Here is a 15,378-nt window from a genome sequence, read left to right on the forward strand (position 1 = left end):
CGGCCTCACGCGGCCACGGGCTTGCGCCGCGGGCGCGACCGCCTGCGGTTGCGGTCGGGCTGGCCCTGCGGCTTGCCCCGGCCACCGGTCCGCTGCGGACGGCCCTCGCCACGCGGACGGCCACCACCCTTGCGGCCGCGCGGCGCATCCTCGTGCCCGCCGCGCCACGGTTCGCCGCCAGCCACCGAGATGCCGATGCCGACCAGCCGCTCGATGCCGCGCAGAAGCGACATCTCAGCCGGCGCGCAGAACGCCACGGCCTCGCCCTCCGCTCCGGCGCGCGCGGTGCGGCCGATACGGTGCACATAGCTCTCCGCCACTTCCGGCAGATCGTAGTTGTAGACGCGCGCCACGCCCGGAATGTCGATGCCGCGCGCGGCGACATCGGTGGCGACCAGCACGCGGATATCGCCCGACCGGAACGCCTTGATGGCGCGGTCGCGCTGGCCCTGGCTCTTGTTGCCGTGGATCGACCCGGCATCGAAGCCGTGCTTGACCAGAGTCTTCATCAGCTTCTCCGCACCGTGCTTGGTGCGCGAGAAGACGATGGAGAGTTCCTCCGGCGTTTCCGCGAGGCAATCCCTCAAAAGGGCCGCCTTGTCGCTCTGCTCCACGAAATGAACCGACTGGCGCACCTTGTCGGCGGTCCGGCCCGGAGGCGCGACCTCGACGCGCACGGGGTCGTTCAGATAGGTGCGCGCCAGCTCCTCCATCTGCTTCGGCATGGTGGCGGAGAACAGGAGGGTCTGGCGGGGCGTTCCAACGAGCTTGGCGATCTTGCGCAAGGCATGGATGAAGCCCAGATCGAGCATCTGGTCGGCTTCGTCGAGGACGAGATATTTCGCCGTGTCGAGGAAGACCGCCCGGCGCTCGACCAGATCGAGCAGGCGACCGGGCGTGGCGACAAGGATGTCCGTGCCGCGATTGAGATTCTTGATCTGCACATTGATCGAGGCGCCGCCCACGACCGAGCCCACCTTGATCGGCGTGCCGCGAACGAAATCGCGGAGATTGCCCGCGATCTGGTTCACCAGCTCCCGGGTCGGCGCGAGAATCAGTGCGCGGATCGTCTTCGGAGCGGGCTTGCCATTCTCCTCGCGAAGCCGGTCCACGAGCGGCAGGCCGAAGGCCGCCGTCTTGCCCGTGCCTGTCTGGGCGAGGCCCATGAGGTCGTGGCCGTCGAGAACGAGCGGTATCGCCTCCTTCTGGATCGGGGTCGGCGCGTCGTAACCGAGCGCCAGGACCTGTTTCAGAACAGAGGGGGAAAGCCCGAGAGTTTCAAACTGTGACAATGTCGATACCTTTCAGGAGCGGCTCCGGCCCGTCATTTCCGACGCCGGATCGCCGCAACAGCGTTTACGCAGCAAGGCGCTGTCCGCGACGCCGAATGGGCGCGCGACTTCGCGCTTCGAGGTTGCGATCATGGTCTCACCCGGGAACAGGATTGCCCCGTCAGGCGGCCAGACCGTGAGAACCCGCGCGTGAAATGGGAACTATGGAGAAAAACGGTGCCCGGACCTCGTGGTCGGGCGGACGTTGAACATGCCGGGCGCCGGAAGGAGAGCGGGCCGCCCCGGAGGGAGACACGCCTGTTGCGGTGCGGACTGCTCACGCGGCAGCCAAGCGACATGCACGGCTTCTCATATCTGCGTTGACCGGCACGAAGTCAAGCACTCATTGCCGGGAGGCGGCACGCAGCGACTGTCTCTGCCGTCCCTCGCCGTCGAAATTGGCATCGTCCAGCCAGGCCGCGAAGGCCTTGCGGATCTCCGGCCAGTCGCTGTCGAGCATGGCGAACCAGGCGGTGTCCCGATTGCGCCCCTTGATCACCATGTGCTGGCGGAAAATGCCCTCGAAAGTGAAACCGAGGCGCTCGGCCGCGCCGCGCGAGGCGGCGTTCAGCGCGTCGCATTTCCACTCGACACGGCGATAGCCCATCTCGTCGAAGGCGTGGCGCATCATCACGAACAGAGCCTCGGTCGCCGCGCGTGTGCGTTGCAGGGACGGGGCGAACCAGATATGGCCGATCTCGATCACCCCGTGGGCCGGCCGGATCGCGGAATAGGCCGCCATGCCGGACGCCCTGCCCGTCTCGCGCGGCACGATGGCGTAGTAGACGGGATCGCTGCTCGCCGCGCAGTCGTTGAGCCAGGCGAGGAAGGGCGGATAGTCCGTCCACGGCCCATAGGCCATATAGGTCCACAAGTCCGCCGCCTGTGCGGAGCCGCGAAAGCTCTCGTAAAGCTCCGGGCCGTGGCGGTCCGGCGCGATCGGCTCCACGGTCACCGAGCGGCCGAACAGGAGCCGCCCGTCCGGCCTGTGCCCGGCAGGCGGCGGCACCGGCGGGCCGACAGGGCGCGCCGTCTTCTGCGCCCCTGCCCCGGCCTTGCCCTTCGGTCGCACAGCGCCCGACGCGGCCGTCTTCGTCCGCGCGCTCTTCTGTGCCTTCATCAGACCGTCACGCTCCCGCCGATATCGAGCGCCTTCACCCGGTCGCCCCTGTCGCCCATCGCCGCCACGAAGCCGTCCGCCGACTGTTCGAGCAGCGGGAAGGTCATGTAGTGGCAGGGCAGCACGGTGGAGAAGTCGAAATACCGCCTGCAGGCGAGCGCGGCGGAGCGCGGGTTCATGGTGAACCGGTCGCCGATGGGCACGATGCCCACATCCGGCTTGTAGAGCTCGTTGACGAGCGCCATGTCGGCAAAGATGTCGGTATCGCCCATATGGTAGACGGTCGGGCCGTCCTTGGGGCGGAACACCAGCCCGCACGGATTGCCGAGATAGGTGATGCCGCCATCGGCGAGCGTGGCGGAGGAATGGTCGGCGCGCACGAAGGTGACGTCGAAATCCTCCGTATAGATCGTGCCGCCCATATTGGCGGGTTCGAAGTCGTTCAGGCCCTTGCCGGCGAGGTACTGGCAGATCTCGAAGCAGGCGATGAGCTGCGCGCCTGTCCCCTCCGCGATGGCCACCGTATCGCCGATATGGTCGTCGTGACCGTGGGTCAGCGCGATATGGGTCGCGCCCGCGGCGGCCTCCAGCGGATCGCCCTCGAATTTGGGGTTTCCGCTCAGGAAGGGATCGACCATCACGACACTGTTGCCGGTCTCGATTCGGAAGGCCGAATGGCCAAGCCAGGTGATCTTCATCGCCCTTGAACCTCCTGTCTGAACTGTCTGACGGTGATCTTGTGCCCGATGGTTGCCGGCGCAAGGGTACAGTTCAAGACTTTGCCCCGGGCGTCAAATGGCCTATGGGACAGCGTAGATATCGCGGACTCCACGAGAGCGACGCCGTCATGAGCGACAAGCCTGCCACCATCGACATCTCCGCGCTGCCGGAACGCCTCGGGCCCGGCGAGCGGCTGATGGGGCTCGACCTCGGCACCAAGACCATCGGCGTCGCCCTCAGCGACACGACGCGCACGGTCGCCACCGCCCGCGAGACGATCCGGCGGCGGAAGTTCACGCAGGACGCCGAAGCGCTCAAGGCCATCGCCGATGCGGAGAACGTCTCCGCCATCGTTCTCGGCCTGCCGGTCAACATGGACGGAACGGAAGGTCCGCGCGCCCAGTCGACGCGCGCCTTCGCCCGGAACCTGCCGCGCATCCTGCCGCTGCCCGTCGTCTTCTGGGACGAGCGCCTGTCGACGGTGGCGGTGACGCGCACGCTGCTGGAGGCCGATTCGAGCCGGGCGCGGCGCGGCGAGGTGGTCGACAAGCTCGCCGCCGCCTACATCCTTCAGGGCGCTCTCGACCGGCTCGCCGCCATCGCGGCACAACGGCCGGACGGCTGATCCCCCTGCCCGCCGTTCATTCGACCGGCGCGGCACGCTCCAGTATGGCCGCATCGTCGAGCTTCGGCCCGGCGCCATAGCCATTGCGGAAGCCGCCGGCGATTCGCGAGGCGATGAACGCGTCGGCCACCTCCACGCTGTCGCTTGCCCGCAGGAGGCCTGCCGCCCACAGGAGAGCCAGCCGCTCGACCAGACTGCGCAGGGCCGACTGGTCGCCGGCAAGCCCGGCCATCCGGCCGCGCAGATCCTCAAACGCCGCCTCGAGCGTCTTGTCGCCGCGGCAGTGCTCGCCGAGCTGTTCCATGACGGAAGCCATGGCGTCCGGGTCCCGCTCGGCCACGCGGGCCACGTCGAGGCACATGACATTGCCGGACCCCTCCCAGATCGCGTTGACCGGCGCCTCCCGGTAGAGCCGCGCCGCCGGCCCCTCCTCCACATAGCCATTGCCGCCGAGGCACTCCATCGCCTCGTAGACGAAGCCCGGACAGGTCTTGCAGACCCAGTACTTGATCACCGGGGTCATGACGCGGCGGAAGGCGGCCTCCGCCGGCACCGCGCCCGCCTCGTCGAAGGCCCGTGCGAGGCGGAAGGCCAGCGCGGTGGCCGCCTCCGAATCGAGCGCGAGATCGGCCAGCACCTGCCGCATCAGCGGCTGGTCGATCAGCCGGCGCTGGAACGCCGCCCGATGCGCGGTGTGATGGAGCGCATTGGCAAGCGCGGACCGCATGAGGCCGGCGGAGGAGACCGCGCAATCGAGCCGCGTGAAGGTCACCATATCCATGATGGTGGCGATGCCGCGCCCCTCTTCCCCGACGAGCCAGGCACGGCAGCCGGCGAACTCCACCTCGGCGGAGGCGTTCGACCGGTTGCCAAGCTTGTCCTTCAGGCGCTGGATGCGAATCGGATTGATGCTGCCGTCGGGCAGCACGCGCGGCATGAAGAAGCAGGAGAGCCCGCCCGGAGCCTGGGCGAGCACCAGGAAGGCATCGCTCATGGGCGCGGACAGGAACCATTTATGGCCGACGATCAGGTAGCCCTCTTCTGGGCCGCCGGGGCCGATCGGATCGGCGCGCGTCGTGTTGGCGCGGACATCGGTTCCGCCCTGCTTCTCCGTCATGCCCATGCCGAGCGTCAGCCCGGCCTTCTCATGGGCGGGCAGGAAGGCCGGGTCGTAATGGCGCGACAGCAGGAGCGGCACCCAGCTTTCCGCGATGCTCGGCGCCAAGAGCAGCGTGGCGACGCCGGCATTGGTCATGGTGAGCGGGCAGCAATGGCCCGGCTCGAGCTGCGCGGCCATATGGAGAAGGCCCGCGCGCGCCACGTTGCGGCCCGGATAGGGCTCGCCGCCGTCGGGCGGCAGGTCCCAGGACAGGCAATGCAGACCGGCGCGCACGCTCTCGCGCATGATGTCGTGATAGGCGGGATGGTACTCCACCACGTCGAGCCGGCGGCCTTTCGAATCGAATGTCCTCAGCCGCGGTAGGTCCTCGTTGGCGAGCCGTGCCATGTGCTGGCCCAGCGCGCTGCCCGCGAACGACCCGTAGGCCGTGAGCATCTGCTCGGCACCGCCGCCGCCTTCGCGAATCGCCACCTCGCGGAGCGCACGGTCGCTGGTGAACAGATTGACATCCTCGAACGACGGAGACTGGTTGAAAACCTCGTGGGTGGTAAACTGTGAACTTTGCGACATTCGACCTCCCTCACATGGCCGCGGGCATGGTACAACGCCGCAAACCAGCTTGCCCAGCACGGTCGGGCAGTCTATAGATCCAGCCTTAAATGACAGCCTTGGACGATCGACCAGACCCCATCCTTTCCCGGCCGCATCTGCTCGGCACGGAGGGGCTTTCTCCTGTGGAGATCACCGCCCTCCTCGATCTTGCCGACAAGTATGTCGAGCTGAACCGCCAGATCCACAAGAAGCAGTCCGTGCTCGGCGGGCGCACCCAGATCAACCTGTTCTTCGAGGCCTCCACGCGCACGCAGAGCTCCTTCGAGCTCGCCGGCAAGCGGCTGGGCGCGGATGTGATGAACATGTCGGTCAAGGGCTCGTCCATGAGCAAGGGGGAGACCCTGCTCGACACGGCGATGACGCTCAACGCCATGCACCCCGACCTCCTGGTCGTGCGCCACTCCGCGGCGGGCGCCGCGGAACTCCTCGCCCAGAAGGTCGGCTGCGCGGTGATCAATGCCGGCGACGGCGCGCACGAGCACCCGACCCAGGCGCTCCTCGACGCACTGACGATCCGGCGCCGCAAGGGCCGGCTCGACGGGCTGACAGTCGCGATCTGCGGCGACGTCATGCACAGCCGGGTCGCGCGCTCCAATATCCTGCTTCTGCACACGATGGGCGCCTATGTGCGCGTCATCGCCCCCTCCTCGCTCCTGCCGCCGGCGGCCGACCGGCTGGGCGTGGAGGTGCATACCGGAATGGAGAGCGGGCTTGAGGGCTGCGACGTGGTGATGATGCTGCGGCTTCAGCGCGAGCGCATGGAAGGCGGCTTCATCCCGTCGGTGCGCGAATATTACCGCTATTTCGGGCTCGACCGGGACCGGCTGAAGCTCGCCAATCCGGATGCGCTCGTCATGCATCCCGGCCCGATGAATCGCGGCGTGGAGATCGACAGCGCGGTCGCCGACGGCGTGCAGAGCGTGATCCGCGAGCAGGTCGAAATGGGGGTCGCGGTGCGCATGGCGGTTCTCGACGCGCTGGCGCGCAACCTGCCGGGCGGAGGCAACGCATGAGCGGCAACGCACCCGATACCGGACCGAACGGGCGCCGCGCATTCGTGAATGCGCGCCTCGTGGATCCGGCCCAGGGGCTCGACGGGCCGGGCGGGCTCATTGTCGAGGACGGCACCATCTTGGCCTGCGGTGCCGATGTGACCGCCGATTCGGCTGGCAGCGGGACGGAGATTCGCGACTGCGCCGGTGCCATCGTGATGCCGGGCCTCATCGACATGCGCGTCTTCACCGGCGAGCCCGGCGCGGAACATCGCGAGACGCTCGCCTCCGCATCGGAGGCCGCGGCGGCCGGCGGCGTGACGACGCTGATTGTCATGCCGAACACCAACCCCGTGATCGACGACGTGGCGCTCGTCGATTTCATCCTGCGCCGCGCCCGCGACACCGCCATCGTGCGCATCGCCCCCATGGCCGCCCTCACCAAGGGCACCGGCGGCGTGGAGATGACCGAGATCGGCATGCTGCGCGAGGCCGGCGCGGTGGCCGTGACCGACGGCATCGTGCCGGTGACCAATGCGCGCCTCCTGCGCCGCGTGCTCGCCTACGCGCACGATTTCGGCATGCTCGTCGTCCAGCATGTGGAGGAGCCGGAGCTTGCCCGCGGCGGCGTCATGAACGAGGGCGAGGTCGCGACGCGGCTCGGACTGTCGGGCATCCCCATCGAGGCGGAAGTCATCATGCTGGAGCGGGACCTCCGGCTCGTGGCGCTCACGGGCGCGCGCTACCACGCCGCCCAGATCTCGTGCCGCGCCTCGCTGGATCTGATCCGGCGGGCGAAGGAGAACGGCCTGCCCGTGACCTGCGGGGTTTCGGTCAACCATCTCGCGCTCAACGAGAACGACATCGGTGCCTACCGCACCTTCTTCAAGCTCTCCCCGCCGCTCAGGGGCGAGGACGACCGCGCGGCCATGGTGGAAGGCCTGCGTGACGGGCTGATCGACGTGATCGTGTCCAGCCACGACCCGCAGGAGCCGGACACCAAGCGCCTGCCCTTCTCCGAGGCCGCCTTCGGGGCGATCGGCCTGGAGACGCTGCTGCCGGCCGCCCTGTCGCTGCACCATGACGGCGCGGTGCCGCTTGGCGAGATCGTGGCCGCGCTCGCCACGAGACCGGCACGGATCCTCGGCTTCGACATGGGAACGCTCGCGCCCGGCACACCCGCCGACCTCGCTGTGGTGGACCCGCAGCGTAGCTGGCGCGTCGGACCCGATTCCCTGCGGTCGAAGTCGAAGAACTCGCCCTTCGAGCACCGCATGCTGGAGGGCCGCGTGCTCGAAACCGTTGTCGCGGGGCGCACCGTCTTCGCGCTCGGCGCGGAGTAGTGCCCGCAATGCCCGGCGAGTGGCCCCTCCCCCTCACGGCGACGCTGGTCGCGCTCGCTTTCGGCTATCTGTGCGGATCCATACCGTTCGGGCTGATCTTCGCCAGGCTCTTCCGCCTTGGCGATCTGAGACAGATGGGGTCGGGCAATATCGGCGCCACCAACGTGTTGCGCACGGGCTCGAAGCCGGTCGCGGCGGCAACGCTCCTGTGCGATGTGCTCAAGGGCGTCGTCCCGGTGCTTGTCGCCAGCCAGTGGCACGAGGCGGCCGGTATCGTGGCGGGGCTCGGGGCCTTTCTCGGCCATATCTTCCCGGTCTGGCTGCGCTTTCGCGGCGGCAAGGGTGTCGCCACCCTTATCGGTGTCTTTCTCGGGCTCGCCTGGCCGCTCGCCCTCGCCTTCCTCGCCATATGGCTGTTGGTTGCGGTCGCGACGCGCTATTCCTCCCTGTCCGCATTGGTTGCATCGACATTGACAGCACTAGGTGCGGTGGTGTTCCATGGCGGTTGGCTTGCCGTAGCGGTCGTGGCCATGGCCGTGATCGTCTTCTTCACCCATCGTGCCAATATCGTGCGGCTCGCACGGGGCGAGGAAACGAGAATCTCCCTGGGCCGCTGACCGCGCCCGGCAAGCCCTCACTGGGGAGGGGGCACTCATATGACGCGAGCATGGCATGTCGGCGCGGCTGCTGGATGACCGGCAGCGCCGGGACTGGCTGCGTCTCATCAAGAGCGAGAATGTCGGGCCCATCGGGTTCCGCGCCCTGATCAACCGGTTCGGCAGCGCCCGCGCCGCCTTGGAAGCCCTGCCGGACCTCTCCGCGCGCGGTGGGCTGAAACGGCGGATCCGGCTCTATCCGGCGGACCGTGCCGAGCGCGACCTGGAGACCGCCGACCGGATCGGCGCGCGATTCGTCGCGCTCGGCGAGCCGGACTACCCTGCGCTCCTGCGCCAGCTCGAGGACGCCCCGCCCCTCCTGTGCATGAAGGGCCGCGCCGAGCTCGCGCAGGCGCCGGGCATCGCCATTGTGGGCGCGCGCAACGCCTCCGCGCTCGGCCGCAAGCTCGCGCGCCGGCTCGCCGCCGATCTCGGCACGCGCGGCTTCGCCGTCATTTCGGGACTGGCGCGGGGCATCGACACCGCCGCCCACGAGGCGGCGCTCGCCACAGGCACCATCGCCGTGATGGCCGGAGGGCTCGATGTCGTGTACCCGCCGGAGAATGACGGGCTTCATGGCGAGATCGGCGAAACCGGGCTCCTCGTCAGCGAGATGACGCCCGGGCTCCAACCGCAGGCACGCCACTTTCCCCGGCGCAACCGGATCATATCGGGCCTCGGCTACGGCACAGTGGTGGTGGAGGCGGCCAAGCGGTCGGGATCGCTGATCACCGCACGCATGGCGCTGGAACAGAACCGCGAGGTCTTCGCGGTTCCCGGATCGCCGCTCGACCCGCGCGCCGAGGGCACCAACCATCTCATCCGCCGCGGCGCCATGCTGGTGACCTCGGCGGGCGATATCGACGATGCCGTCCGGCCCATGATCGGAACCCTGCCGCCGCCCACCGAGATCGACATGCTGAGCGAGCTCGTCGACGGCAACGCCTATTCAGGGCACGAGGATCGCGATTGCGACCGGCCCGACCCCGACCTGCGCAGCCGGATCGCCTCGCTCCTCGGCCCCTCGCCCGTGGAGATCGACGATCTCATCCGCGAAAGCGGCGCCGCGGTCGGGCCGATCCACGCAATCCTGCTCGAACTGGAGCTGGCCGGGCGCCTCCACCGGATAGACGCCCGCCGCGTTTCGTTGTCGTGACCCGGGGTCACTGATGGGCGGGCGACTGCCCCGGCGGCCCGAATCTCTTGCGCATGCTCGCGCAGTGCGCCTCCTGGAACACCATTTCCAGAAGATAGGCCAGAAACGGCATACCCAGCTTCACCGACATGTCCCTGAGACACAACGACATCTCGGCAATGTACTCAATGGTCTCGATCTCGTCCTCGTCCATCCCCTCCCGGTCCGGCACCTCCCCAGCGCCCGGAGCCCCCGTATCCGCCGCAACATTGCATTGTGTTTTGGGCTGGGCCTTATAGGTCCCTGCTGGTGTCATTTTGGTTTGCCCCGCGTCTTTGAGCACATGGCCGTACTTGCAAAACCAGGGGGCTCCGGCACACAGACTCTGCGCCAGATTTGCCACAATTCCCCCGGTAACAGGGAATGGTAGGTCTAAAATCTCCAGTGGTAAACCAACTCGTTACAATTTTCGATATTTACCTTTTCCGGCCTCCCCTGATAGGGTCTGCATCATTCGCGAAATCGTCGCAGATTGCCGGTGCCGAAAACGACATACCGGCGCCGTCAAACGCCCTGGGGGAAGGAAAACGGGAACAGCCGGGGCTTGCAGTCGCGTGTCGCTCCGGCTAAGAGCCGCCGGACGAGTTGAACTGTCCGCCAGCGCGGACCTTATAAGACGGGGAGCCGGGAACGGCATCCGTTGCAAACCCAGGATCGCAAAGAGCACCCCATGAATGTCGTCGTCGTCGAGTCGCCGGCCAAGGCCAAGACGATCAACAAATATCTCGGCCAGGACTATACCGTCCTCGCCTCCTACGGCCATGTCCGCGATCTGCCCGCGAAGGACGGCTCCGTGCGTCCGGACGAGGATTTCGCCATGTCGTGGGAAACCGACGCGAAGTCCAAGAAACGCATCGACGATATCGCCAAGGCGCTCAAGTCGGCGGACAAGCTGATCCTCGCCACCGACCCCGACCGCGAGGGCGAAGCGATTTCCTGGCACGTCCTGGAGATCCTCAAGCGCAAGGGCGCGCTCAAGGACAAGGCCATCGAGCGGGTCGCCTTCAACGCGGTGACACGCTCGGCGATTCTCGACGCGCTCGACAATCCGCGCGTGATCGACGACGACCTCGTGGAGGCCTATCTCGCGCGCCGCGCCCTCGACTATCTGGTGGGCTTCACCCTGTCGCCGGTGCTCTGGCGCAAGCTGCCCGGCGCGCGCTCTGCGGGCCGCGTGCAGTCCGTCGCTCTCAGGCTCGTCTGCGACCGCGAGATGGAGATCGAGGCCTTCAGGCCCCAGGAGTACTGGACGCTCGAGGCGCAGATGCGCAATGGCGCCGGCGACACCTTCACCGCCCGGCTGTCCGCCATCGACGGCAAGAAGGTCGACAAGCTCGCCATCGGCAACGAGACCGACGCGCGACGCATCGAGGCGGCGATCACATCCGCGCCGTTCCGCGTCGACTCCGTCCAGAGCAAGCCGGTCCGGCGCAATCCGCAACCGCCCTTCATCACCTCCACGCTGCAGCAGGAGGCCTCGCGCAAGCTCGGCCTGTCGTCGGCCCGCACCATGCAGCTCGCCCAGAGGCTCTATGAGGGCGTCGATCTCGACGGCGACACGGTCGGCCTGATCACCTATATGCGGACCGACGGCGTGCAGATGGCGGAGGAAGCCATCGCCTCGTGCCGCAGCGTCATCGGCTCGCGCTTCGGCGACCGCTACGTGCCCGACGCCCCGCGCCGCTATACCACCAAGGCCCGCAACGCGCAGGAGGCCCACGAGGCGATCCGGCCGACCGATCTCACCCGCCATCCCGACGAGATCGCCGACCGGATCGATCGCGACCTCGCACGCCTCTACGAACTCGTCTGGAAGCGCACCGTGGCCAGCCAGATGGCGAGCGCGGAGACCGAGCGCACGACCATCGAGATGTCGGCCACCGGCAATGACGGCGTGCGCTACGGCCTGAGGGCGGTCGGGTCCGTCCTGCGCTTCGACGGCTTCCTCGCGCTCTATCAGGAAGGCCGCGACGACGACGACGACTCCGACGAGTCGAAGCGCCTGCCCGCCGTGAAGGAGGGCGAGGCGGTCGACCTCACGAAGCTCGATGTCAGCCAGCACTTCACCGAGCCGCCGCCGCGCTACACCGAAGCCTCTCTCATCAAGAAGATGGAGGAGCTCGGCATCGGCCGGCCGTCGACCTATACGGCGATCCTCACGGTGCTGCGCGACCGCGGCTATGTGCAGCTCGACAAGAAGCGCCTCGTGCCGGAAGACAAGGGCCGGCTCGTGACGGCGTTTCTGGAGAGCTTCTTCAAGCGCTATGTGGAGTTCGACTTCACCGCCAATCTGGAGGAACAGCTCGACCGGATCTCCGCCGGCGATGCGGACTGGAAGGCGGTGCTACGCGATTTCTGGAACGACTTCATCGCCACGGTGGACGGCATCAGCGACCTCCGGGTGTCGGAGGTCCTCGAGGCGCTCAACGAGCTGCTCGGGCCGCATATCTTCCCCGCGACGGAAGACGGCAAGGATCCGCGCCAGTGCCCGAACTGCGAGACCGGGCGGCTGAGCCTCAAGACCGGGCGCTACGGCGCCTTCATCGGCTGTTCGAACTATCCCGACTGCCGCTATACGCGCCAGATCGCGGGCCCGGGCGACAATGAGGACCAGTCGGCCGTCTCTCCCGACGGCAAGCTGCTCGGCAACGATCCGGAGACGGGCCTGCCGGTGTCCCTGCGCGACGGGCGGTTCGGCCCCTATGTGCAGCTCGGCGGCGAGGACAACGGCGAGAAGCCGAAGCGCGCGAGCGTGCCCAAGGGCGTCTCGCCGGAGACCGTCGATCTCGACTATGCGCTGAAGCTCCTCAGCCTGCCGCGCGAGGTGGGGCTCCATCCCGAGACCGGCAAGCCGATCGCCGCCGGCATCGGCCGCTATGGCCCGTTCGTCAATCACGAGCGGACCTATGCCAATCTGGACTCCGTGGACGAGGTATTCACCGTCGGGCTCAACCGCGCCGTCACGCTGCTGGCCGAGAAGGCGGCGAAGACCAAGGGCGGCAGCGCCGCCGTCATCCGCGAGCTCGGCGATCATCCGGGCGAAGGCGGCCCCATACAGTTGATGAACGGACGATACGGCCCATATGTAAAGCACGGGCGCATCAACGCGACGCTGCCCAAGGGGACCTCGCCCGACGAGATCACACTGGCCGAAGCCGTCGACCTGCTGGACAAGAAGAAGCAGAGCGGCAGCGGCGGCCGTGGTGGCAAGACGAAGGGCAGGCAGAAAAAATCGGCGAAAGCCTGACGACAAAGACCAACGATTTGACGCAACAGCGAAAAACAAAAGACAAACGAACCGCCGGAGAACTTCCGAGCGAAACCGATATTCTCGATTTTATACAGAATGAACCGGGCCGGGTGGGCAAGCGCGAGATCGCGCGCGCCTTCCAGATCAAGGGCGCCCAGCGCGTCGAGCTGAAGCGGCTCCTGAAGGACATGACCGAGCGCGGCCTCCTGGCGCGCGAGAGCAAGCAGCTCCGCGATCCGACGGTCCTGCCGCCGGTCACCGTGCTGGAGGTATCCGGCACCGACAGCGACGGCGAGCTGATCGCCGTGCCGTCCAACTGGGACGCCGACGAGCACGGCCCCCCTCCGGCCATCGTGGTGGAAACGCCGAAGACGCGCGGCAAGCGCGAGGAGTCGCGCCCGCCCGGCGAGGGCGACCGCATCCTTGCGCGCCTCACCGCCACGGCCACCGGCCCCGACGGCCGCCCGAGCGCCTATGAGGCGCGCGTCATCCGCAAGCTCGCAGATGCGGCGCGCCGCGTGCTCGGCCTGTTCCACCAGACCAAGGGACAGGGCATGCGCATCGTGCCCGTCGACAAGAAGGGCGCGAAGGAGCTTGCGGTCCTGCCCGGCGACGAGGCCGGCGCCAAATCCGGCGAGCTCGTCTCCGCGGAGATCGTGAAGGATCGCGGCCGCGGCCTCGTGCGTGCCCGGATCCGCGAGCGGCTGGGGCGCGTGGACGACCAGCGCAATATCAGCCTCGTCGCCATCCATCAGCGCGGCATTCCCGACCATTTCCCCGACGAGGTCACGGAGGCGGCAGACCGTCTCGCCCCGCTCGACCTTGCCGGCCGCACCGACATGCGCGACACGCCGCTCGTCACCATCGACCCGCCCGACGCGCGCGACCATGACGATGCGGTCTGGGCGGAACCCGACGACGCCGGCGACAATGAGGGTGGCTTCCGCGTCGTCGTCGCCATTGCCGATGTCGCGGCCTATGTCCACCCGGGCAGCGTGCTCGACAGGGAGGCCCGCCGGCGCGGCAACTCGGTCTATTTCCCCGACCGCGTCGTGCCCATGCTGCCGGAGAAGCTGTCTGCCGATCTGTGCTCGCTGAGGGAGGGCGAGGACCGCCCTGCCCTCGCCTGCATCATGCGGTTCGACAAGGCGGGCACCAAGCTCGACCACCGCTTCGAGCGGATTGTCATGCGGTCTGCCGCCGGGCTCTCCTACGAGCAGGCCCAGGCCGCCATCGACGGGCGGACGGACGACAAGACCGGCCCGCTTCTGGACCCCGTCCTGAAACCGCTCTGGGCGGCCTACCGCGCCCTGTCGGCGGCCCGCAAGCGGCGCGGCCCGCTCGAGCTCGACATTCCCGAGCGCAAGCTCGTCCTCGATGCCCACGGGCTGATCGAGCGCGTGGTGACGCCGGAACGCCTCGATGCCCACAAGCTCATCGAGGAGATGATGATCCAGGCCAATGTGGCCGCCGCGGAAACGCTGGAGAAGGCGCGCGTACCGCTGATCTATCGCGTCCACGACGCACCCTCCGACGAGAAGGCAGCCGCGTTGTCTGAGTTCCTGCGCACCATCGGCCTGTCGCTCGCCAAGGGGCAGACGCTGAAGCCGCAGCATTTCAACAAGATCCTGGAGGCGGTGCGCGGGCGCGAATACGAGCATCTGGTCAACGAGGTCGTTCTGCGCACCCAGGCCCAGGCGATCTACACGCCGGAGAACGGGGGCCATTTCGGGCTCAATCTGCGCCGCTACGCCCATTTCACCTCGCCCATCCGGCGCTATGCCGACCTCATCGTGCATCGCGCGCTGATCACCGCGCACGGCTTCGGCAAGGACGGACTGAGCGAGGAGGATATCGCCCGTCTGGAGGAGACCGCGGAGACGATCTCCGATGCGGAGCGCCGTGCCATGGCCGCCGAGCGCGACACGGTCGACCGGCTCGTCGCCCGGCATCTCGCCGACAAGGTCGGCTCCGTCTTCAAGGGGCGGATCGCCGGGGTGACCCGGGCGGGTCTCTTCATCACGCTGGACGATACGGGCGCCGACGGCTTCGTGCCCATGGGCAGCCTCATCCAGGACTTCTTCGTCTATGACGAGGCGGGCCACGCCCTCGTCGGCCGGCACACCGGCGAGACCTACCGGCTCGGCGACCGCGTCGAGGTGCGCCTCGTGGAAGTGACGCCGATTGCCGGCGGAATCCGCATGGAGATGCTCTCCGACGGCCACAAATCCGCCAAGCCCGCGAAATCCGCAAGGCCGGCGAAGACCGCAAAGTCCCGGAAACGCGACAAGGCCGCCAAGCCGCGCGGACGCGGCACGGCGCGGGGGCGAAAGAGCAAGGCGAAGGCCTGAGACCCCGGGGTTTGCGCCCGGCTCTTGCGTCATCGTGCCGCGCGGCGCGCGGGGCTCTTGGCG

Annotated in this window: 12 protein-coding genes; 7 read left to right on the forward strand and 5 right to left on the reverse strand. The window is 67.9% G+C overall.

Annotation, left to right across the window (positions count from 1 at the left end; translation table 11 throughout):
* Window positions 1–5: 5 nt before the first annotated feature.
* From HW532_RS01995 to HW532_RS02005, 3 genes are all read right to left on the reverse strand, one after another.
* Window positions 6–1,292, reverse strand: coding sequence for a DEAD/DEAH box helicase (locus HW532_RS01995; RefSeq protein ID WP_213162822.1), 1,287 nt, complete (start codon window positions 1,290–1,292; stop codon window positions 6–8).
* A gap of 382 nt (window positions 1,293–1,674) precedes the next feature.
* A complete protein-coding gene (locus HW532_RS02000; protein WP_213162823.1) occupies window positions 1,675–2,451 on the reverse strand; it encodes a GNAT family N-acetyltransferase in 777 nt (258 codons plus the stop codon).
* A complete protein-coding gene (locus tag HW532_RS02005; RefSeq protein WP_213162824.1) occupies window positions 2,451–3,149 on the reverse strand; it encodes a metal-dependent hydrolase in 699 nt (232 codons plus the stop codon). Before HW532_RS02005 ends, HW532_RS02000 begins: the two co-directional genes overlap by 1 nt.
* A gap of 149 nt (window positions 3,150–3,298) precedes the next feature.
* Here HW532_RS02005 and ruvX point away from each other — a divergent pair, with 149 nt between their 5' ends.
* A complete protein-coding gene (ruvX, locus tag HW532_RS02010; protein ID WP_213162825.1) occupies window positions 3,299–3,796 on the forward strand; it encodes a Holliday junction resolvase RuvX in 498 nt (165 codons plus the stop codon).
* Window positions 3,797–3,812: 16 nt separating this feature from the next.
* On the opposite strand, the gene HW532_RS02015 is transcribed toward ruvX, so the two are convergent.
* The gene (locus HW532_RS02015) at window positions 3,813–5,486 is read right to left on the reverse strand and encodes an acyl-CoA dehydrogenase family protein (protein ID WP_213162826.1); all 1,674 of its coding nucleotides are present in this window, start codon (window positions 5,484–5,486) and stop codon (window positions 3,813–3,815) included.
* 98 nt (window positions 5,487–5,584) lie between these two features.
* On the opposite strand from HW532_RS02015, the gene HW532_RS02020 reads away from it, so the two are divergent.
* From HW532_RS02020 to dprA, 4 genes are read left to right on the forward strand one after another with little or no spacing between them, the layout of a single operon-like run.
* The gene (locus HW532_RS02020) at window positions 5,585–6,541 is read left to right on the forward strand and encodes an aspartate carbamoyltransferase catalytic subunit (RefSeq protein WP_425491918.1); all 957 of its coding nucleotides are present in this window, start codon (window positions 5,585–5,587) and stop codon (window positions 6,539–6,541) included.
* On the forward strand, window positions 6,538–7,863 hold the full coding sequence (locus HW532_RS02025; RefSeq protein ID WP_213162828.1) for a dihydroorotase: 1,326 nt from the start codon (window positions 6,538–6,540) through the stop codon (window positions 7,861–7,863). The genes HW532_RS02020 and HW532_RS02025 overlap by 4 nt, the downstream gene beginning before the upstream one ends.
* An 8-nt stretch (window positions 7,864–7,871) precedes the next feature.
* On the forward strand, window positions 7,872–8,480 hold the full coding sequence (gene plsY, locus HW532_RS02030) for a glycerol-3-phosphate 1-O-acyltransferase PlsY (protein WP_213162829.1): 609 nt from the start codon (window positions 7,872–7,874) through the stop codon (window positions 8,478–8,480).
* 55 nt (window positions 8,481–8,535) lie between these two features.
* Complete coding sequence (gene dprA, locus HW532_RS02035) at window positions 8,536–9,675, forward strand: DNA-processing protein DprA (protein WP_213162830.1); 1,140 nt, start codon at window positions 8,536–8,538, stop codon at window positions 9,673–9,675.
* A gap of 7 nt (window positions 9,676–9,682) precedes the next feature.
* On the opposite strand, the gene HW532_RS02040 is transcribed toward dprA, so the two are convergent.
* Window positions 9,683–9,868: a hypothetical protein gene (locus HW532_RS02040; protein WP_213162831.1), complete on the reverse strand. Its 186-nt coding sequence runs from the start codon at window positions 9,866–9,868 to the stop codon at window positions 9,683–9,685.
* A 516-nt stretch (window positions 9,869–10,384) separates the two neighbouring features.
* Here HW532_RS02040 and topA point away from each other — a divergent pair.
* A complete protein-coding gene (gene topA / locus HW532_RS02045; protein ID WP_213162832.1) occupies window positions 10,385–12,961 on the forward strand; it encodes a type I DNA topoisomerase in 2,577 nt (858 codons plus the stop codon).
* Window positions 12,946–15,315 (forward strand): ribonuclease R, encoded by a 2,370-nt coding sequence (gene rnr / locus HW532_RS02050; RefSeq protein ID WP_425491945.1) that lies wholly within the window; start codon window positions 12,946–12,948, stop codon window positions 15,313–15,315. The genes topA and rnr overlap by 16 nt, the downstream gene beginning before the upstream one ends.
* Window positions 15,316–15,378 lie beyond the last annotated feature (63 nt).

Source organism: Kaustia mangrovi, assembly GCF_015482775.1.
Lineage (GTDB): Bacteria > Pseudomonadota > Alphaproteobacteria > Rhizobiales > Im1 > Kaustia > Kaustia mangrovi.